The following is an 18,731-nucleotide window of genomic DNA, read 5'->3' on the forward strand; positions in this document are numbered from 1 at the left end:
GCTCTCCGCGGTTCAAACGATGGTGAACAGCGGTTGGTCGTACTCAACCGGCTGGCCGTCTTCGACGAGGATGGATTCGATCACACCGCTGGTTTCAGCTTCGATGTGGTTCATCATCTTCATGGCTTCGACGATGCACAGGGTGTCGCCTTTCTTCACGGTCTGGCCGACTTCAACGAAGGCTGGCGAGGTTGGCGAAGACTTACGATAGAAGGTGCCGACCATCGGCGAACGGGCAACGGTGCCGTTCAGCGCAGGTGCAGCAGCGGCAGCCGGAGCAGCGGCGGCGACTGGCGCGGCAGCAGGGGCCGCGGCCGGAGCCTGCATCGGGGCTGGCGCGTAGTACTGCTGCGCCGGGGTCTTGCTGTGGCGGCTGATGCGTACGGACTCTTCGCCTTCCTTGATCTCGAGCTCGTCGATGCCGGACTCTTCCAGCAATTCGATCAGTTTCTTAACTTTACGGATATCCATGAATCATCAACTCCCAAGGGTCGGTCAGGGGCGTATAGCTTGGTGTTCAAGCTGCTCTAGTGCGGCCTCCAGGGCCAGTCGGTAACCGCTGGCGCCAAGGCCGCAGATCACTCCTACCGCTACATCGGAGAAGTAGGAGTGATGGCGGAAAGGTTCGCGCTTGTGCACGTTGGACAAATGCACTTCGATGAATGGGATGCTCACTCCCAGCAGCGCGTCACGTAATGCGACACTTGTGTGCGTAAAAGCCGCCGGATTGATCAGAATGAAATCCACGCCTTCATCGCGCGCAGCGTGGATGCGATCGATCAATTCGTACTCGGCGTTGCTTTGCAGGTGCAGCAGATGATGGCCGGCTTCACGGGCGCGCCGCTCCAGATCCTGATTGATCTGCGCCAGGGTCGTCGACCCATAGGTCCCCGGTTCCCGGGTGCCGAGCAGGTTCAGGTTGGGGCCGTGCAGCACCAGTAGCGTCGCCATCTGCGTTGTCCTTGTTATCAATGAGCAGTCGTCAGAACCCGGCGACTATGCCGCAAAGCCTTTGTGACTGTCCAGTTCCATGCAATAGGCGGCACGATGGGCGATGTTTGCGCGAAATTTGTGACCGAGTCACCGGATTCAGTCACTGTCCTTGTAGGAGCTGCCGAAGGCTGCGATCTTTTGATCTTGAGAGGCAAAATCAAAAGATCGCAGCCTTCGGCAGCTCCTACAGGGGGTTGCGGTCAGACGCGGAAGGCTTGAACGGCCGTATGCAATCGCCCACCCAGCACCAGCAGATTCTCGCCCTGTTCACGACCCTGGCCAATGCGCAGCAGATTATCCCCACCCAATTGATGAATGCGCTCGCTGTGATCACGGATCTCGCTGACCGCGCCACTCTGCTGTGCGGTGACATCGGCGATGCGCACAGCCGTGTCGGCGATGGTCTGAATCGCGCCGATGATCTTATCCAGCGCACCGTCGGCGGCTTGCGCCTGACTGGCCGTGGCTTCGGCGTGTTCGACCTGCGCACGCATGCCTTCAACCGATTGCCGGGCGGCGGTCTGCAGGCCGGCGATCAGTGTCTGGATTTCCGCCGTCGCTCCGGCGGTGCGTTGTGCCAGCGAGCGCACTTCTTCGGCGACCACGGCAAAACCACGGCCCATTTCCCCGGCGCGGGCCGCTTCGATCGCGGCGTTCAGCGCGAGCAGGTTGGTCTGATCCGCAATCGAACGAATCACCGTCAGCACGCCGCCGATGGTTGCCGACTCCTCCGCCAGGTGTTCGATCATCTGTGCGTTGCTCTGAACTTCACCGACCAGCGCATGCAGTCCGGTCAGGCTCTGGCCGATCACAGTCTGGCCATGCTCGACGGCCAGACCGGCATGACGGCTGGCATCGGCCGCCTGGCGTGCGTCGCCGGCCACTTGCTGAATGGTCGCCTCGAGTTCGCCGAGCGAATCGCGGATCAGCGCAGTATCGCCGGCCTGATGTTCGGCGCCGCTGTGCAGGTCATTGCTCAGTTCGGCGAGGGTACGGCTGCTGCCCGCGACTTGCTCGGCGTTGCCGCGAATCGTGCCGACCAGATCCACCAGATAGGCGCGCAAGCGGTTGAGCGAGGCTTCGATGTCATGCAGTTCGCGGTTGGTCTTGCCCAGTTGAATGTCGCGACTGAAATCGCCTTCGGCCCAGGTCGATAGCGCTGGGGCAAGGTTAGTCAGCGTTCGGGCGAGGCGCCGTTGCAACGTATCGATCAGCAGGGCGATCAGCAGAATCAGGCCGATCATCACGCCTTGCATCAGCCGCACTTCGCCCTGGATCTGCCCGTGTTGCGCGCGCACCACCGGTTCGAGGCCGGCGATGGCGTTTTGCACGCTGGCAATTTTTTCGTGGGTGGCAGCGCTGAGGGCTGCGCGTTTCTGAATCTGCTCGCGGGTGCGCGTCAGTTCTGCGGGATAGCGGCCGAGCAAACTGTTCAGTTCGCGTTTGAGGCCGACCCCGGCATCCTCGGCAGCGGCTTTATCAGTATTCTCGATGCCCATCAGCGCGGCGAAATCGTCGCTGCTCGATTGATTGCTGGCGACCACACCGAGCAAGGGCAGGGCATCGATTGCCTGAGCCTGAGCGCGCATGTTGCTCACTTCACGCTCGACATCGGCGGCCAGTTCACTGCGCCCGCTGCTGACCAGTTTGTCTCGCGCCAGCGACAACTTGCCCAGATGCTGCGACGCGGCGAGCAGTGGTGCGAAGTAGGCGGCATTGCCATTGGCGTAGCTGTTGAGCTGGTCGAGGCTGGCGCTGAGTTCGCGTTCGGCCTGCAACAGCAAGGCTTGCGGATCGCCGGCCAGTTTGCCGGCGGCGAGCAGGTCGGTTTTGCTGAACTCATCAAGGCCCGACAGACTTGGCCGCACGGTGTCGGCCAGCGCCGGGGGCAGTTCGCTCAGTTGCTTCTGTACGCTGTCGATGGCCTGAGCAGCAGCGCTCAAGCGCAGCGCGTCACCGCTGGCGAGATAGTCTTCAACGTTGCGCGCCACTTCATTCTGAAATTGTTGCGACAGCCCCAGGTAGCGCTCCATCAACAAATAGGGGCGTTCAAGGGCTTTTTGCGACCACCACAGCGTGGCGCCAAGGGCCACGCAGACGGCGACCAACAGCAGAGTGTTGAGATTGGTGAGCAACTTCAGGCGCATGACGGCTACCAACGGCAGAAATGGTAAGCGCCTGAATTTATTGCGATTCCATTACAGGGTTATGACCGAATCAGTGGATTCCGATGAAAAAGTGGCACTTTGCTTTGACTGCCTTGCGGTTTGCACTCGATTGCGCCCGGCGCCTTTGGCGCGGTACAGCGCCTCGTCGGCCTGGCTGGCCATCATCAGGCTGTCGGAGTCATCGCACATTTCCACCACGCCGGCGCTGAAGGTGCACCACAAGTCCTGCGGCTGCGCCGGATAATGGATCTCGGCGAAACGCTGACGAATCTCGTCGAGGACTTTATGCGCCGCGTCGATATCGGTGTCAGGCATGACGATGGCGAACTCTTCACCGCCGTAACGGCCGATGAAATCCGTCTTGCGCAAGCGCTGCTTGAGAAACAGCGCCAGGCTCTTGATCACACGGTCGCCCATCGGGTGGCCGTGGCTGTCGTTGACCCGTTTGAAGTGATCGATGTCGAGCATGGCAAAGCTCAGCGGCTTGTTCTCGCGACGGGCGCGGAACGAGCAGTCTTCGAGCAATTGCAAAATGTGCGTGTGGTTGTATAGCCCGGTGAGGCTGTCGCGGACCATCCGCGCTTTCAGATTGCGCGCCCGCGCGGCGCGGTTGCGCACCGTGGTGATCAGGTGCCGCGGCTTGATCGGCTTGGTCAGAAAGTCATCGCCGCCCTCGCTCATGGCGTCGAGCTGCTTGTCCAGATCGTCCTCGGCCGACAGGTAAATGATCGGCACGCTGACGTAGCGGTCGTTGTGGCGGATCACTTTGGCCAGTTCGGTGCCGGTGCAGGCTGGCATGTACATGTCGAGGATGATCAGATCCGGCTGGAAATCCGCCAGTTCGGCCATTGCCTGAATCGGCTCGATCAAGGTGCGGGTGACAATCCCCGCGCTGTTGAGCAGGCGCTCGGTGTGCAGGGCCTGGGCGCGCGAATCGTCGATGATCAGCACTTTATAAGGCTCGTACTGGGCGGTGCAGGTCAGCACTTCGATTTTTTCCAGCAGGCTCGAGGCTTCGAGGGTGCCGGTGAGGAATTCCTGGCCACCGGCGCGCACGGCGGCGAGGCGGGTCGGGGTGTCGGTTTCGTGCAGGCTGAAAAACAGCAACGGCAGCGGTTCTTCGAGGCCGACCTGAGCTTCGGCGGCGAGTTTCAGGCCGATGCCGGGGCCACTGAAATCCACGTCCATGACAATCGCTGCGGGCAAGCGCTCGACCATCGACGAACGAAACGCCGCCACGCTGTCCAGTGCCTGCGCGCTCAAACCGAAAAACTCCAGCTGCTTGGCCAGCCGCTCGGCGCGGTCGTGGTCCTGCAACATCACATAGATCGGCTTGCGCAGCGGCGGCAGGAAGGTCTGGTCGAGCTGGTCGCCATGGCGCAGGCCGGTGCGCGACAGACGCTGCATCAAGCGATTGAGATCGGTGATCAGGCCGCTGCTGAGACGGCCACGGTTGGCATCCACCGCTTGCAGCGACTGGCTGATGTGATGGGCCAACTGAGTGTGTTCCGGCTGTTCAAAGCGCTCGGCAAAACGCAGCAGGCGCAGATTCGCCTCGCTCAGTTCGGCGAGGTCGACAGTGGACCACTCACTGCGTTGCAGGCGCTGCCATATCTCAAGAATCTGACGTGCCTGATGAATTACCCGCTGGGCAAAGTGGTGCTTGAGACGCTCACGGCTGGGGTCTTCTGGCTCGGTCATATCCTGACTACTAGTTAGGGTGCATGCTGAGATCGACTGGTGGCTCTATGCTAGCACCTCTTTTCCCTTAGACGAGTGTCGTACGTCAATAATCTGCTGGACGACACGATTCAGTTTCTGACCGGGTGGTTTTGTTTTTACCTCTGATTTTGATCAAGTGCCCGCATGCTGGGGTTTTGCGAACAATCCTGCCAGCGCTGTCGACATTTCACCGGCCTTGATAGGCGGCGTCTGACAGCACTTTCTGATTTTTCTTCTACGTGCTTTCACCGGCCCGGTTGGCTGTTACGGTTCAGGGATTCCCCTAGCTGCCGTCCATCCGCCATGAGCCCATGTTTCACCGAACTCGCCAGTGATGCCCAGCGCCTCAATCACAACATCACGCCCATCGACGACTGCGCCTGCGGCGAAGAGTTGTTGTATGGCGAGCGGGTGCAAGTGACAGAGGTGCCGGTGCTGACCTGCCAATGCCTCTGGCGGCGCTATCAGCGCGCCGCCGAAGCAATCGTTGCCCCGAACGGCGTGCTGATTGCCGATCCGGTCGCGCGCAACCGAGCGATCAACGCGGCTTATGCCCGGTTGTGGTTGCACGACTCACGTTTTCAATGGGCGGGCCTGGCGGCGTTTGCCTCCAAGCAGGTCGGCTGTGGCTTGCTGCATGCGGCACAGAGTATCGAACGCATCCGCGAGGAATACGAAGCGCGGCAGCGGCTGCGAGACAGCCGACGCGAATCCGGATTGCTCACGCCGGAAAAGATCCCGGGGCAGGCCGAAGACCTGCGTGAGTATCAACAGGCTCAAGCGCGTAATCCGCTGTCTGTCGTGGATGCCCGGGTGCCGGGCGAAGAGCTGTCGGTGGCCGAGCAACAGTTCCGGCATGTCTACGAGATGATGGCGATGGGCAATACCACGCTGTTTCTGGATGTTTATCCGTTGCATCAGTTTTATGCGGTGCGGGGATTGGCGGAGCTTAAGAAATGTCTTCGCGACCGGGAGAAGATTCAAGGGCATGCGAAGTGGCCGGTGCTTTGGCCGGTCGGGCAAGACACCCTCAGGTTCGGGGATGTATATCCCGAGATAGAGGTGGCCTTTGAAGCAATAGAGGCCGGGAAAATCGCCGAAAGCGTGAAGCATTTGGCGTGGCACGAGCAGCAAAATATTCTCCAGCCGACCATTTACGAAAACAGCCACCTGGTTGCGCTTTTGCGCGGCAATCATTTTTCTTATGTCACCAGCTTCCCTTCCGGCGTCGCTCAGGCCATCGAGCTGACGCTGACCAGCCAATGCCAGCGTGTCGATGATGGCCGCACCATTGATTTTGATAGCAGCCCGCTGGCGGATTTGTCCGATATCGACCAGCGAATGAAGTTTGTGCTGCGGGCGGCGAGTCGTTTTGATCTGTTGCTCAACGACAGCAACAAGGCGTTGTTGGCGCAGTCAATCCGCGAGATTGCGCTCAGGGAGGAGGGCTGATGAGCTTGCGCCTTCGGCAAATCAGTCGACGTCGCTGGGTGTGGATGATTGTTTGTGTGGCTGTTGCACTGGCCGCTTTACGGCAACTGATGCAGCCGCTATGGAGCGATTCGGTCATTACTTTGAGGATCGGCGAAACCTACGAGTACATGGAGGCGCATTCGACCGCTCCGTTCAGTGTGTGGGGTCGCGGTAGCAAGACTGTTTCCGGTGGCATTCCGAAGACGGATGCGCGTTTGCGCTTCGTTGATCCGCAATACGGGTTCGAGACGCCGCTGGCTCGGTTTTTCACCGTGACGTTCGTCAATAATCTGACCGTGAGCATCCGCATGTCTCCGCAAATCGAACCTCTGCTGATCGACGACGCCATGAAGGTTGTTACCGATCTGCAGAGCCAATGGTGCGCAAAAGGCTGGAAACCTATGGGTACGCAGGGCGACCCGACAATTACGGACACCCCCGAATGGCGCGCATACGTCAGACAAGGAGTGCTTTCTGGGCGGTCATTTTGGCAGGCCGGCGACAAATACCAGGCAATGCTGATTCTAGGACGCTTCAGAGATTCCAGACATCTCGATCAGGAGCGCTACCTCATCACTCTCGCCGTGGCGAAACCGTGGATTCCTTTCGACGAAATCGAAGATCGCCGCCTCGAATCCCATCACTTCCTCCCACCCCTACCCGAAAAAGGAGCCATCCCATGCCCATCCCAGCCTTCATGACTATCCACGGCAGCCGCCAGGGACTGATCACCGCCGGCGCTTTCACTGAAGCCTCGGTGGGCAATACCTACCAGAGCGGGCGCGAAGACAAGATCATGGTGCAGGCCCTCAGCCATGGCATGTACATCCCCAAGGACCAGGGCGCCGGGCGGCGGATGCACAGGCCCTTGATCATCACCAAAACCCTCGACAAGGCTTCACCCTTGCTGAATATGGCGCTGTCCAGCGGCGAGTTGCTGAGCGAGTGCCGCGTGGAGTTCTATCGCACTTCGGCCAGCGGCGTGCAGGAGCACTTCTACACGGTGGAACTGGAGGATGCGTTGGTCGTCGGCAGCGAACTATTGATGCCGAACTGTCTCGACACGGCCACGTCGCACCTTACGCAGCTGGAGAAAGTCCACTTCAGCTACCGGCGCATCTACTGGCGCCACGAAATCAGCCGGACGATGGGTTCGGACGAGTGGCAAAGCGAGGGACACAGGTGAGGCTGGTCCGTGAATTGAGCCTGACGGATAACGAGCGCAAGCATGTCTGTCCCGTGGACGAGGCGCTGGAGCAGGTGGCAAGTCTGTTGAGTATGCGGCAGTCGCTCGATGGGCTGGACCAGCTACGCGCAGGCTTGATGATCAATCTGGACAGCGAAGTCCTGGCGCAGATCAAACAGGGTGAATGGTGCCTGATCAAAGCCGAAGCCGACTATGGCTACTGGCAGGGCGCCGAAGCGGTGTTTGAACAGGCCGTGCTCGATCTGATGAGCAACCCTCCCGAACAGCCCACCCGAACGGCGCGGATCTTTCGTCTGGTGGACAGCGTGACCGGCGAGCCGTTGCCCGCGCAGGCCTACATCGCCACGATCGATGGAATACCCAGTCAGCGCCGAACCGACGCCCTAGGCATTGCACATCTATTTACCGGTGATCAAGTGCGGCAGCTTTCGCTGCGCATTTTCAACGTCTGAAACCTGCGTCTATCCTTTCGTTCGCGACCCCCTTCGCTTGTTTTGCGCCAGTACCGCGATAGCGGGTGCCCGGCCTTGGCACGTTGTTGTATGGTTGTGGTCGAACCGTTGAACCCAAGTGATTGAAAGGATATCGCCATGCTGGACTGGAAAAACCGCGCGGGCAGCGCGCCTGAACGTGCCGCCGAGCCCAAGTCGGCCACCCGCAGTTATGTCGGCGGGCTATTTTTCAGCCGGGCGCTGGCCACGGTGATCGGTCTGTACTTGCTGGTGACCATTGCGCTGGGCTGGTACTGGAGCCAGGAGCCAGAACTGTTTCCAGTGGCGCAAAATGCCCAGGTCGCTGCCGAGAAAGAAGGCAAGCAAATGGTGGTCGGCTACACCACGGTCGAAACCCTGAAAACCGTCGCCGGCACCTTGCTCAACAAGCCGGGCGGCTACATTTCCAACGATCGTTTCCCGCCGGGTCTGTGGATGGATAATACGCCGAGCTGGGAATACGGCGTGCTGGTGCAGGTGCGTGACCTGACCCGTGCCCTGCGCAAAGACTTCGCCCGTTCGCAATCGCAGTCGGCCGAAGACGCCGATCTGGCCAAGGCCGAACCGCGTTTCAACTTCGACAACAAGAGCTGGGTGCTGCCGTCCAGCGAGTCGGAATACCAGGAAGGCATCAACTCCCTGAGCCGTTATCAGGCGCGCCTGTCCGATCCGAATCAGAAAAACGCGCTGTTCTATGCCCGCGCCGACAACCTCAACAACTGGCTGGGCGACGTCGGCACCCGTCTCGGTTCGCTGTCGCAACGCCTGTCGGCCAGTGTTGGTCGGGTCAAGCTCAACACTGCGCTGAAGACCGAAGTCCCGGCGGTCGGCGAAGTGCCGCAGGTTGACGAAGAAGTCGTTGAAACCCCATGGATGCAGATCGACAACGTGTTCTACGAAGCACGGGGCCAGGCCTGGGCACTGTCGCATCTGCTGCGCGCCATCGAAGTCGATTTCGCCGATGTGCTGGCGAAGAAGAATGCCACCGTCAGCGTGCGTCAGATCATCCGCGAACTGGAGGCTTCGCAGGAGCCGGTGTGGAGCCCGATGATTCTCAATGGCAGCGGTTTCGGTGTGTTGGCCAACCACTCGCTGGTCATGGCCAACTATATTTCCCGGGCCAACGCCGCAGTGATCGATTTGCGTCAACTGCTCAATCAGGGCTGATACGTGAGTCAATCAACCAGAGAGGCGGCCCATCGCGCCGCCTCGGACGCCGAACAGATCGCCTGGGTCGACGAACAGGACAACCTGCTCGGCGCCCTGGTGCGTTCCGATTTGCGCGAACGCGGGCTGATCGGCCGTGGCACCTACATCATGCTGTTCAATTCTGCCGGTGAGCTGTGCGTGCACCGGCGCACGTTGAGCAAGGCGATTTATCCCGGTTACTGGGATGTTGCTGCGGGTGGCATGGTTCAGGCTGACGAAAGCTACGCCGAGTCGGCGGCCCGTGAGCTGGAGGAAGAGCTGGGCGTCAGCGGCGTCGAACTCACCGCGCACGATCACTTCTACTTCGAAGACACCGGTAACCGTCTGTGGTGTTCGGCGTTTTCCGCTGTATGGGACGGTCCGCTGAAACTGCAGCCGGAAGAAGTCCTCGAAGCGCGATTCATCCCCGTCGAACAGGTCATGCGGGAAATCAGCGAAAAGCCTTATTGCCCGGACTCTCTGGCCGCGTTAAAGCGCTATCTCAAGGCGCAGCAAAGCGACGTCGCAAAGAACACATGAATTGGCGCCGATTGGCACTTAGCAATCGCGATTTTTGCCGTTACACTGCGCGACCTTTTCAAGCTGCACCGGATAGTTTGAGGTTGGCCTGCAGATTTATTGTAGGAGCTGCCGAAGGCTGCGATCTTTTGATCTTGCTTTTAAAGATCAGGATCAAAAGATCGCAGCCTCGTTGCACTCGTCAGCTCCTACAGATATTCAGCCCGGCGTTCGAAGCTTTCCGATGCAGTAGCGCTGCCCCTGCCTGAGTGGGGCTTCGCGGTCGCTGACCTTGCCCAAGGTTGCGATCAGTCTTTGTCCTCCCGAGAGGATTGCCGGTGGCCAAGAAAGCCGCATCCTTCGCCGCCCTGGGCGGCCTGGTATTTTCCACCGACGCAGGTCGTCATTGCCCGGAATGCAGCAAACCGGTGGACGCCTGTATCTGCAAACAAACCGTGATCCCGGCCGGTGACGGCATTGCCCGCGTGCGTCGCGAAAGCAAAGGACGTGGCGGCAAAACGGTGACCACCATCACCGGCGTGCCCCTGGCCGAAGACGCGCTCAAGGAGCTGGCGACGACGTTGAAGAAACGTTGTGGCACCGGCGGGGCGTTGAAGGACGGCATCATCGAAATCCAGGGCGATCACGTCGAGCTACTCTTGGCAGAACTGGTCAAGCACGGTTTCAAAGCGAAGAAATCCGGCGGCTAGCAGCCTCTGTGAAACCCTCCGGCGGCTTGATCCGGCTTCGAGTGTTCTCGGATCCGGCGTCGTCGCCATGGTTTTCACAGAGCCTGTTCATGACCGGTTTCTAAACTCCACGCAGTCAGTGCGGTCTACCGCCGCACTGACGAACCGTCATTTTCATTCTTTAGACTGCGCCGGCCTGAACGTCAGGCGACGCACTCTGACTTCTTTATAGGGGACTTCGATGTCCGTACGACGCACACGTAAAGACGATGGCAGCCAATGGACAGTTGCGGACAGCCGCAGCGTTTACGGGATTCGCCATTGGGGGGCCGGGTATTTCGCGATCAATGAAGCCGGTCGCGTCGAAGTACGTCCGAACGGCCCGAGCAGCTCGCCCATCGACCTGTTCGAGCAAGTCGACCAGCTGCGCAAGAGCGGTTTGTCCTTGCCGCTGCTGGTGCGTTTCCCCGACATCTTGCAAGACCGTGTCCGTCAACTGACCGGTGCCTTCGATTCGAACATCGAGCGCCTGGAATACCAGAGCAAGTACACCGCGCTGTACCCGATCAAGGTCAACCAGCAGGAAGCGGTGATCGAGAACATCATCGCTACCCAGAACGTCTCCATCGGTCTGGAAGCCGGCTCCAAGCCCGAGCTGCTGGCGGTGCTGGCGCTGGCGCCGAAGGGCGGCACCATCGTCTGCAACGGGTACAAGGACCGCGAGTTCATCCGTCTGGCGCTGATGGGCCAGAAGCTCGGCCACAACGTGTTCATCGTTATCGAGAAAGAATCCGAAGTCGGTCTGGTGATCGAAGAAGCCGCCTCGCTGAAGGTCAAGCCACAGGTGGGTCTGCGCGTGCGCCTGTCGTCGCTGGCCTCCTCGAAATGGGCGGACACCGGTGGCGAGAAATCCAAATTCGGCCTGTCGGCGGCGCAGTTGCTGTCAGTGGTCGAGCGCTTCCGTGGCGCCGGTCTGGATCAGGGCATTCGTCTGCTGCACTTCCACATGGGTTCGCAGATCGCCAACCTCGCTGACTACCAGCACGGCTTCAAGGAAGCGATCCGTTACTACGGCGAACTGCGCAATCTGGGTCTGCCGGTCGATCACATCGACGTCGGCGGTGGCCTCGGTGTCGACTACGACGGCACCCACTCGCGCAACGCCAGTTCGATCAACTACGACATGGACGATTACGCCGGTGTCGTGGTCGGCATGCTCAAGGAATTCTGCGATGCGCAGAGCTTGCCGCATCCGCACATCTTCTCCGAAAGCGGCCGCTCGCTGACCGCGCATCACGCGATGCTGGTGGTGCAGGTCACCGACGTCGAGAAGCACAACGACGAAATCCCGCTGATCGAAAACAAAGAGAGCCTGCCGGAAACCGTGCAATGGCTGGTGGACCTGCTCGGCCCGACCGACATTGAAATGGTCACCGAAACCTACTGGCGTGCCACTCACTACATGAGTGATGTCGCGGCGCAATATGCCGATGGCAAGCTGACCCTGGCGGAAAAAGCTCTGGCCGAGCAATGCTATTTCGCCGTATGCCGGCGCCTGCACAACTCGCTGAAAGCCCGCCAGCGTTCGCACCGCCAGGTGCTCGACGAACTCAACGACAAGCTGGCCGACAAGTACATCTGCAACTTCTCGGTATTCCAGAGCCTGCCGGACACCTGGGCGATCGATCAGGTGTTGCCGATCATCCCGCTGCACCGCCTCGACGAAGAGCCGCTGCGCCGCGCGGTGCTGCAGGATCTGACCTGCGACTCCGACGGCAAGATCAACCAGTACGTCGACGAGCAAAGCATCGAAACCAGCCTGCCAGTGCACGCGTTGAACGAAGGCGAGGACTACCTGCTGGGCGTGTTCCTGGTCGGCGCCTATCAGGAAATTCTCGGCGACATGCACAACCTGTTCGGTGACACCGACTCGGTGAACATCTACCAGAACGCCGACGGCAGCGTGTACCACGCCGGTATCGAAACCCATGACACCATCGAAGACATGCTGCGTTACGTGCACTTGTCGCCGGAAGAACTGATGACCCACTACCGCGACAAGTGCGCCAGTGCTCGCATCAGTGCCAGCGAGCGCACGCAGTTCCTCGATGCCTTGCGTCTGGGCCTGACCCGCTCTTCCTATCTGTCTTCCTGAGACCCGATAGCGTTCCGCCCGGGTTGTCCGATTTTTTTCCGCAAGCTGTGGAAAATTCGGACGACCCGGTGGGACATCTCCTGATTTTTTCACGAAAACCTTTGCTATCAAGGTCAGCAAACTCATCTGGTCTGCTTTTCGCGTAGGTCATTTCCTAAGTTGTACTTCGCCTCTCTACTCGGCCATGCCTCTCGGCGAGAATCCCCGGCCGCCCCTCCTGTAGAGATCCGCCCATGTTCGATCCAGTCAACGAGCCGTCGTTTCGTCTCGATGTAGCGGGCCTGTCCGACCCCTTCGAAGTTCTGGCCTTTACCGGAAGGGAAGCGCTCAGCGAACCCTTTGTCTTCGAGATCGATGTGGTGATCGACGATCCGCACCTGGATCTCGCCGGCCTGCTGCATCGTTCCGCGTTCCTGTGCTTCGGCCCGCCCGGGCAGGGTGTGCACGGGCAATTGCACAGCCTTGTCCAGCATGAACACGGCCATGGTCTGCGCTTGAGCCGAGTGCGGCTCGGGCCGAAGCTTGGCTGCCTCGAATTGCGCGTCAGTCAGCGCATTTTCAGCGGCCGCTCTGTTCCGCAGATGATTGAACAGGTCCTGCGCGAGCACGGTGTCGTCGGCCTGCAACGACGCTTCGACCTGCACCGCGACTACCCGGCCCGTACGTTCTGCACGCAGTATCACGAATCCGATCTGCAATTGCTCCAGCGCCTGTGCGCAGAGGCGCGCATTCATTATTACTTCGAGCATCACCGCGACAGGCACTGCCTGGTGTTCGGCGACGATCCGACGCGGATGCCCCAGGCAGACGTCGCGCACTATCAGGGCGAGCATGAGCACCATTGCGTCGCTCCAGCCGTGCGCCAATGGCAGCTGCACGAAGACTCACAGGCCAGCCAGCGCGGACCGAATGCCGAAGGGCACAGCGATTTGCCAGCGCTGCGCAGCGGTCAGTGGTTGCCGCTGGAGGGCCATCCTTTCATCGAGTGCAACCGCCCATGGTTGCTGACCCGCATCGAACACCGTGCCGATCAGTCTCTCGAACCGCCCTATGGCAATCGGTTGTTCGCGGCCGCGCGGGTGCCAGTCTGTGCACCCGCCGCTACGCAACCCAAGCAACGCATGCACAGCCCGCAGCGTGCCTGGGTGGTCTCTGTCGATGAAGCGCAACCTGATTGCTCGCGGCCGGTCGCGGTGCAATTCGACTGGCTCTATCAGGGCGAGGGCGCAGCGCCGAGCCATTGCTGGCTGCCGCTCGCGCCAACCCTGAGCGATTTGCCTTCGGCGGCGCTGGCCGAAGGCGTGGAGGTCGTGGTGAGTTTTCTTGAAGGCGATCCTGATCGGCCGGTGGTCAGTGGCGTTCTCCAGCCCTCGGTGTTGCCAGAGGATGCGGTCGGGGACGATGCGCCGTCAGCGCTGCCGGAGCTGCTGGTCAGTGACGGGTTGCAGCAACTGTTGCAGTCGGGTGAGCCGCTGCTGTTGCTGTGCCTGATGCCGGGCGGAGGCAGCTTCAATCATTGCGCCGAGTCCGTGTGCAGTTGCCGGCTGCTCACCGCGCTCGATCAGAGCAGCGCACGATGAGCGGCGCGGCGCTTGAACCCATGGCGCAATGGCTGTTGCTCGATACCCCGGACGCGGCACGCGCCCTGCAGACCTTGCGCCAGGGCTTTGCCGATGTGCAGCGTCACCGGTTGTTCGACGGCACCGAATTTCAACCGGTCAGCGAGCACGGCCCGGTCCTCGTTGACTTGCGCGAAAGTCCGGCATTGACCGCCTTGTGCCTGCGCGACCCGGACACCTGGCGCGGCCTATTGCTGAGCTGCGAGATACCGGCGCAGCAGTTGATCAGCCATTTGCAGCGCATGCTCACCGTCTCCTTCGGTTTGAATCATCGAGCCTTGCTCAGCTATTACAACCGCCAGACCGCCAGCTACTTCTTCGACGCTTGCGACGCCGAGCAACTGAGTCGCTGGCTCGGGCCGATTCGCCAGTTGCGCTGGTTTGGCGGCACCTGGGCCGACCGCGCCATTGGCAGTCAGGGCTGGCAACAACTGCGTAATCCCGGCTTGCTCGTCGAGCCGCTGGGCGTTGAAGAAAGCCTGACCCGGCGCCAGCGCGAACGCCTGCAAAGCTGCCTGCTGGAGCAACACATCTGGCGCTGGTGCCAGTCTCTGAGCACCGATTACCAGACGATCTCTGTGCATGTGCAACAAGGTCTGGCGCTGGGTTTCAGCGATCGCGTTGTGCTCGATGGCTGGCTGTGGCTACGCCTGCTGCACCCGCGCGCCGTGCTGGTTGCGCCGCCGGCCGGTCTGACCCAGCAGGAACGGCTCGACCATTTACGTCGGCAGTGGGGCGCGGCGGACTGAACGTTTCCGTCAGTGAGCCTTGCCGCTGAACCAGCCATCGCTGCGTTTCAGCCACAGGGCTTGCGCGCCGAGAGTCACGCTGCGCAAGACCATGAACAGCAGAAAAGATATCCACAGGCCGTGATTGCCCAGCGCTTGCAAGAACCAGGCGAACGGCAGGAGCAACAACACCGTCAGCAGCATGCCGTTGCGCATCTCCCGTGCGCGGGTGGCGCCGATGAACAGCCCGTCGAGCAGGTAACTCCACACCGCAATCAGCGGCAGCACGGCGAGATAAGGCAGGTAGACGAACGCCGTGTCGCGCACACTCTGGATGTCGGTCTGCATCTCGATGAACAAGTGTCCGGCGAGCAGAAACAGCACGGCGAAGCCGAGGCTGGCAATCAGCGACCAGCCGCCGGCGACCACCAGTGACCGACGCAGTGCCAGGCGATCCCGCGCGCCGATGGCATGCCCGCACAAGGCTTCAACAGCGTGGGCCAGTCCATCGAGTGCGTGGGCCGTCAGCAGCAGGCCGTTGAGCAGCAGCGCGTTGGCCGCCACGGTCGCATCGCCCAGCCGCGCACCTTGCACGGTGATCAGGAAAAATACCGATTGCAGGGCGAGGCTGCGGATGAAGATGTCACGGTTGACCGCCAGCAGCGGGCGCCAGCTCTGCCAGACTTTCAGCGTCGACCAGATGATCTGCCCCGGATAGGCGCGCAACGCCGTGCGCGTCAGCCACAGGCCGAGCAGGGCGCCGCTCCATTCGGCGATCACCGAAGCGCGAGCGGAGCCGACCACGCCCCAGTCCAGGCCGATGACAAACCACAGATTGAGAACGATGTTGATCAGGTTGGTGCTAAGCAGAATCGCCAACGGCGCCCGCGCGTTCTGCGTGCCGAGGAACCAGCCGACCAGCGCGTACGTCGCCAGCGCTGCGGGCAGGCCGAACAGGCGCGTGTGGAAAAACTCCCGGGTCAGTTGCTCCAGTTCCGCCGACGGCTGCATGAAGTGCAGCGCCACACCGCTGAGCGGCACACCGAGACAGCCGAGCACGACCGCCAGCCCTATCGCCAGCAACAGGCCCTGCAACAGAATCTGCCGCAACGCCGCGCCATCGCTGCGCCCGGCAGCTTGCGCGGCAAAACCGGTGGTGCCCATGCGCAGAAAACCCATCGCCCAGGCCAGAAACGTGTACAGACTCGCCCCGACCGCCACCGCGCCCAACTGATGGGCATGCGGCAGGTGGCCAATGACAGTGCTGTCGACCAGCGCCACCAGCGGCACGGAAATATTGGACAGGATCATCGGCGCGGCAAGCGCCCAGACCTTGCGGTGAGTCGGGCGGTCGCGCCAGTCGGTAAGCAGAGAGGACATGCAGGCTCCTTGGGGGAGCGGGGATTGTAGCGATTAACGCAATTTACTGTAGGAGTGAGCCTGCTCGCGATAGCGCCCGTTCAGTCACACAAGCTTCGAATGACATACCGCGATCGCGAGCAGGCTCACTCCTACAGGGGGCGGTGGGTTAATGGATGATCCAGCTCAACAACCACAACCCCAGCAGCAACCAGATGATCCCGGCAATGATCGACGCATTCATGAACGCCCGGATCGCCGACCACAACAGCATCAGGCCAACGATCAGCGCGATGATGCTGATGATCGAAGTGTCCATCCCCAGCGTCTGCGCCAGGCCGTCGACAAAGTTGCCGCCAGCGTTGCTGAGCATGTTGAACAGGCCGCTGAGGCCATCGACGATAAAGCGGATGACCGAACCGAGTGCCTGGCCGAGCCATTCGAAAAAGCTTTCTACACGCATGTGTGCATCCCTGATGAAAGAGCTGAGCGTTGGGCCACGCCGAGGGCGGCCGAGTTCCCTGCATGATAGAAGGTTTACTCAATCCCTGTGGGAGCGAGCTTGCTCGCGAATGCGGTGTGTCATTCACTCCATCCGTTACCTGACCCGACGCCTTCGCGAGCAGGCTCGCTCCCACAATAGATCATCTGCGCTGCTTGCCTTCAGCCCCCATCCCCCCGAAGCTATGCGTCTTCAGGAGAGCCCGATGAACCTTGTTGAACTGACCGAACGCCTGCACGCCATTCGCGATCGCAATGACTGGCGGCAATTTCACAGCCCGAAAAACCTTGCCATGGCCGCCAGCGTCGAGATGTCCGAACTGGTGGAGATCTTCCAGTGGCTGACGGAAGACCAGTCGCGCCAGTTGCCGGCGGACAAACTCGCCCACGCCGGGCAGGAAGTGGGTGACATCGTGTTGTATCTGTTGCTGCTGTGCAGCGAGTTGGGGTTGGACATGAATGAAGTGGTGCGCAGCAAACTTGCTGACAGTGAACGGCGGTTCAGCTGATGAGCGACCGGCATTTCGATCAGTTGGCGACGCGTTTCGCCGAAAAAATCTATGGCGGCGCCAAAGGTGCCATTCGTCTCGCGGTGTTGCAGGCTGACCTTGCCGAAGCACTGCCGGATCGCCCGTTGCGGGTGCTCGACATCGGTGGCGGTCTGGGCCATATGTCGCTGTGGCTGGCAGAGCGTGGGCACGATGTGACCTTTACCGAGCCGGCCGAGCCGATGCTCGAAGGCGCTCGACAGCGCTTTGCCGATGCAGGGCAGACGGCGACATTCATTCAGGCGCCGTGGCAGGAACTGCCCGGCCAGCTCACTGAACCCTACGACCTGGTGATCTGCCACGCCGTGCTGGAATGGCTGGCCGAACCCCACGCGATTTTGCCGGTGCTGCACCAATTGACCAAACCCGGCGGCTGGTTGTCGCTGGCGTTCTACAACCGCGATGCGCTGATCTACCGCAATCTGCTCAAGGGTCATTTCAAGAAGATGCGCAAGAACGTCATGGCCGGCGAGAAGCAGAGCCTGACCCCGCAGCAGCCTCTCGACCCTCGGGAATTGGCAACGCAACTCGCGGGTATGTGGCAGGTCGAAAGTCAGAGCGGCGTACGGGTATTTCACGATTACATGCCGGTGGAATTCCAGGCCCGCGCCGAACTGGCGGATTTGCTGGAAATGGAACTCGCGCACCGTCGTCACCCAGGCTTCGCCGGGCTTGGGCGTTACTTGCACTGGATCTGCCGGCCGATCTGAGCGGAGCGCGACATGAAAGCTCAATGCGGGTTATTGCTGATGTGTCTGGGGTTGGCCGCCTGTCAGGGCAGCAACCCCTACGTGGCGCAGTCGCGGCCCTTGCCGCCGGCACCGCCGCAAGCTGCCACCACCTTCGACCGCAGCGCCTACCCGGCGCCGGCGCGTGATTACGGGCGCTACCGCAACTGGGCCTGGCGCAACGGGCAGTTGCCGCCGGGCACGGCGTGGGCCGATTCGGCGCAAGTGGCCGAGGCAGTCAGCAACGCCCTCGACCAGCGCGGCTTGCGCCCGATGCGCGACAACCGCCCGGCCGACCTGCTGGTCAGCGCCGATCTGCGTCTGGAAACCCGCTTGCGCCAGGTCCGCGACGATTACGGCTACTACGGCGGATACGGCGGCTATGATCGGTATGGTCGCGGTTACGGCATGTACAACACCGTGCCGATCATGCGCACTTATCAGGAGCAGGTCGTGGTGGTGCGGGTCGATCTGTTCGATGCCGGCAACGGTCAGCCGGTGTGGAGCGCCAGCGCCGAAACCGGCACCCAGGGCAATCAGATCGAACGCGCCGATGCGATTCGCGAGGCTGTGGAAAAAGCCATGGCGGCGTATCCTCCCAGCTGACGTCGTGTCAGCAGGTTCATGTCTTCACCCGGAGAAA

General features: G+C 61.0%; 18 protein-coding genes and 1 pseudogene. 13 read left to right on the forward strand and 6 right to left on the reverse strand.

Annotated elements, in window-relative coordinates; translation table 11 throughout:
• Window positions 1-12: 12 nt before the first annotated feature.
• The 4 genes and pseudogenes from accB to gcbA form a co-directional block, all read right to left on the reverse strand.
• Complete coding sequence (gene accB, locus AC0Z4S_RS06070; protein WP_016771862.1) at window positions 13-471, reverse strand: acetyl-CoA carboxylase biotin carboxyl carrier protein; 459 nt, start codon at window positions 469-471, stop codon at window positions 13-15.
• A gap of 24 nt (window positions 472-495) precedes the next feature.
• Window positions 496-951 (reverse strand): type II 3-dehydroquinate dehydratase, encoded by a 456-nt coding sequence (gene aroQ, locus AC0Z4S_RS06075; protein ID WP_042608903.1) that lies wholly within the window; start codon window positions 949-951, stop codon window positions 496-498.
• 242 nt (window positions 952-1,193) lie between these two features.
• Window positions 1,194-1,700 (reverse strand): annotated as a pseudogene (locus AC0Z4S_RS06080) (methyl-accepting chemotaxis protein); the annotation flags it as partial.
• Between the two features lie 1,491 nt (window positions 1,701-3,191).
• A complete protein-coding gene (gcbA, locus tag AC0Z4S_RS06085) occupies window positions 3,192-4,862 on the reverse strand; it encodes a diguanylate cyclase GcbA (RefSeq protein ID WP_485622409.1) in 1,671 nt (556 codons plus the stop codon).
• 324 nt (window positions 4,863-5,186) lie between these two features.
• Between gcbA and AC0Z4S_RS06090 the strand changes: the two genes are divergently transcribed.
• From AC0Z4S_RS06090 to AC0Z4S_RS06135, 10 genes are all read left to right on the forward strand, one after another.
• Window positions 5,187-6,335, forward strand: coding sequence for a DUF2515 family protein (locus tag AC0Z4S_RS06090; protein WP_485622410.1), 1,149 nt, complete (start codon window positions 5,187-5,189; stop codon window positions 6,333-6,335).
• Window positions 6,335-7,057: a hypothetical protein gene (locus tag AC0Z4S_RS06095; RefSeq protein WP_485622411.1), complete on the forward strand. Its 723-nt coding sequence runs from the start codon at window positions 6,335-6,337 to the stop codon at window positions 7,055-7,057. The genes AC0Z4S_RS06090 and AC0Z4S_RS06095 overlap by 1 nt, the downstream gene beginning before the upstream one ends.
• Entirely contained in the window at window positions 7,036-7,542 is a 507-nt protein-coding gene (locus tag AC0Z4S_RS06100) for an Hcp family type VI secretion system effector (RefSeq protein WP_485622412.1), read from the forward strand. Before AC0Z4S_RS06095 ends, AC0Z4S_RS06100 begins: the two co-directional genes overlap by 22 nt.
• Window positions 7,539-8,015 carry a hypothetical protein gene (locus AC0Z4S_RS06105; RefSeq protein ID WP_485622413.1) on the forward strand — a complete coding sequence of 159 codons (477 nt, stop codon included), beginning with the start codon at window positions 7,539-7,541 and terminating at the stop codon, window positions 8,013-8,015. The genes AC0Z4S_RS06100 and AC0Z4S_RS06105 overlap by 4 nt, the downstream gene beginning before the upstream one ends.
• Before the next feature lie 138 nt (window positions 8,016-8,153).
• Window positions 8,154-9,221, forward strand: coding sequence for a DUF2333 family protein (locus AC0Z4S_RS06110; RefSeq protein WP_064362981.1), 1,068 nt, complete (start codon window positions 8,154-8,156; stop codon window positions 9,219-9,221).
• A 3-nt stretch (window positions 9,222-9,224) separates the two neighbouring features.
• The gene (locus AC0Z4S_RS06115; RefSeq protein ID WP_253498728.1) at window positions 9,225-9,782 is read left to right on the forward strand and encodes an NUDIX hydrolase; all 558 of its coding nucleotides are present in this window, start codon (window positions 9,225-9,227) and stop codon (window positions 9,780-9,782) included.
• A 317-nt stretch (window positions 9,783-10,099) separates the two neighbouring features.
• On the forward strand, window positions 10,100-10,471 hold the full coding sequence (locus tag AC0Z4S_RS06120) for a translation initiation factor Sui1 (RefSeq protein ID WP_007951016.1): 372 nt from the start codon (window positions 10,100-10,102) through the stop codon (window positions 10,469-10,471).
• Window positions 10,472-10,691: 220 nt separating this feature from the next.
• Window positions 10,692-12,605 carry an arginine decarboxylase gene (gene speA, locus AC0Z4S_RS06125; protein ID WP_016771856.1) on the forward strand — a complete coding sequence of 638 codons (1,914 nt, stop codon included), beginning with the start codon at window positions 10,692-10,694 and terminating at the stop codon, window positions 12,603-12,605.
• Window positions 12,606-12,838: 233 nt separating this feature from the next.
• A complete protein-coding gene (locus tag AC0Z4S_RS06130; protein WP_485622414.1) occupies window positions 12,839-14,185 on the forward strand; it encodes a type VI secretion system Vgr family protein in 1,347 nt (448 codons plus the stop codon).
• Complete coding sequence (locus AC0Z4S_RS06135; RefSeq protein WP_253498734.1) at window positions 14,182-14,973, forward strand: DUF4123 domain-containing protein; 792 nt, start codon at window positions 14,182-14,184, stop codon at window positions 14,971-14,973. The genes AC0Z4S_RS06130 and AC0Z4S_RS06135 overlap by 4 nt, the downstream gene beginning before the upstream one ends.
• Window positions 14,974-14,982: 9 nt before the next feature.
• Here AC0Z4S_RS06135 and AC0Z4S_RS06140 read toward each other — a convergent pair whose 3' ends face one another.
• Both AC0Z4S_RS06140 and AC0Z4S_RS06145 read right to left on the reverse strand, forming a co-directional pair.
• Entirely contained in the window at window positions 14,983-16,332 is a 1,350-nt protein-coding gene (locus AC0Z4S_RS06140; protein WP_485622415.1) for an MATE family efflux transporter, read from the reverse strand.
• A 148-nt stretch (window positions 16,333-16,480) separates the two neighbouring features.
• Window positions 16,481-16,774, reverse strand: coding sequence for a hypothetical protein (locus AC0Z4S_RS06145; protein ID WP_039757018.1), 294 nt, complete (start codon window positions 16,772-16,774; stop codon window positions 16,481-16,483).
• Between the two features lie 244 nt (window positions 16,775-17,018).
• Between AC0Z4S_RS06145 and AC0Z4S_RS06150 the strand changes: the two genes are divergently transcribed.
• Genes AC0Z4S_RS06150 through AC0Z4S_RS06160 form a run of 3 tightly spaced genes read left to right on the forward strand, consistent with a single transcriptional unit; the run spans window position 17,019 to window position 18,694 of the window.
• Complete coding sequence (locus AC0Z4S_RS06150) at window positions 17,019-17,321, forward strand: MazG-like family protein (RefSeq protein ID WP_007951009.1); 303 nt, start codon at window positions 17,019-17,021, stop codon at window positions 17,319-17,321.
• Complete coding sequence (locus tag AC0Z4S_RS06155) at window positions 17,321-18,070, forward strand: methyltransferase (RefSeq protein ID WP_485622416.1); 750 nt, start codon at window positions 17,321-17,323, stop codon at window positions 18,068-18,070. The genes AC0Z4S_RS06150 and AC0Z4S_RS06155 overlap by 1 nt, the downstream gene beginning before the upstream one ends.
• A 12-nt stretch (window positions 18,071-18,082) precedes the next feature.
• Window positions 18,083-18,694 (forward strand): DUF4136 domain-containing protein, encoded by a 612-nt coding sequence (locus AC0Z4S_RS06160; protein ID WP_485622417.1) that lies wholly within the window; start codon window positions 18,083-18,085, stop codon window positions 18,692-18,694.
• Window positions 18,695-18,731 lie beyond the last annotated feature (37 nt).

It is taken from the genome of Pseudomonas sp. 1L-B-1-E-C1 (genome assembly GCF_057291835.1).

What these genes read in the sequence shown, in the direction of transcription:
- aroQ (WP_042608903.1), bottom strand. Translation starts at nt 951, where the DNA reads ATGGCGACGCTACTGGTGCTGCACGGCCCCAACCTGAACCTGCTCGGC.
- speA (WP_016771856.1), top strand. Translation starts at nt 10,692, where the DNA reads ATGTCCGTACGACGCACACGTAAAGACGATGGCAGCCAATGGACAGTT.
- AC0Z4S_RS06150 (WP_007951009.1), top strand. Translation starts at nt 17,019, where the DNA reads ATGAACCTTGTTGAACTGACCGAACGCCTGCACGCCATTCGCGATCGC.
- AC0Z4S_RS06145 (WP_039757018.1), bottom strand. Translation starts at nt 16,774, where the DNA reads ATGCGTGTAGAAAGCTTTTTCGAATGGCTCGGCCAGGCACTCGGTTCG.
- AC0Z4S_RS06130 (WP_485622414.1), top strand. Translation starts at nt 12,839, where the DNA reads ATGTTCGATCCAGTCAACGAGCCGTCGTTTCGTCTCGATGTAGCGGGC.
- AC0Z4S_RS06155 (WP_485622416.1), top strand. Translation starts at nt 17,321, where the DNA reads ATGAGCGACCGGCATTTCGATCAGTTGGCGACGCGTTTCGCCGAAAAA.
- AC0Z4S_RS06095 (WP_485622411.1), top strand. Translation starts at nt 6,335, where the DNA reads ATGAGCTTGCGCCTTCGGCAAATCAGTCGACGTCGCTGGGTGTGGATG.
- AC0Z4S_RS06135 (WP_253498734.1), top strand. Translation starts at nt 14,182, where the DNA reads ATGAGCGGCGCGGCGCTTGAACCCATGGCGCAATGGCTGTTGCTCGAT.
- AC0Z4S_RS06140 (WP_485622415.1), bottom strand. Translation starts at nt 16,332, where the DNA reads ATGTCCTCTCTGCTTACCGACTGGCGCGACCGCCCGACTCACCGCAAG.
- AC0Z4S_RS06110 (WP_064362981.1), top strand. Translation starts at nt 8,154, where the DNA reads ATGCTGGACTGGAAAAACCGCGCGGGCAGCGCGCCTGAACGTGCCGCC.
- AC0Z4S_RS06160 (WP_485622417.1), top strand. Translation starts at nt 18,083, where the DNA reads ATGAAAGCTCAATGCGGGTTATTGCTGATGTGTCTGGGGTTGGCCGCC.
- AC0Z4S_RS06090 (WP_485622410.1), top strand. Translation starts at nt 5,187, where the DNA reads ATGAGCCCATGTTTCACCGAACTCGCCAGTGATGCCCAGCGCCTCAAT.
- AC0Z4S_RS06100 (WP_485622412.1), top strand. Translation starts at nt 7,036, where the DNA reads ATGCCCATCCCAGCCTTCATGACTATCCACGGCAGCCGCCAGGGACTG.
- accB (WP_016771862.1), bottom strand. Translation starts at nt 471, where the DNA reads ATGGATATCCGTAAAGTTAAGAAACTGATCGAATTGCTGGAAGAGTCC.
- gcbA (WP_485622409.1), bottom strand. Translation starts at nt 4,862, where the DNA reads ATGACCGAGCCAGAAGACCCCAGCCGTGAGCGTCTCAAGCACCACTTT.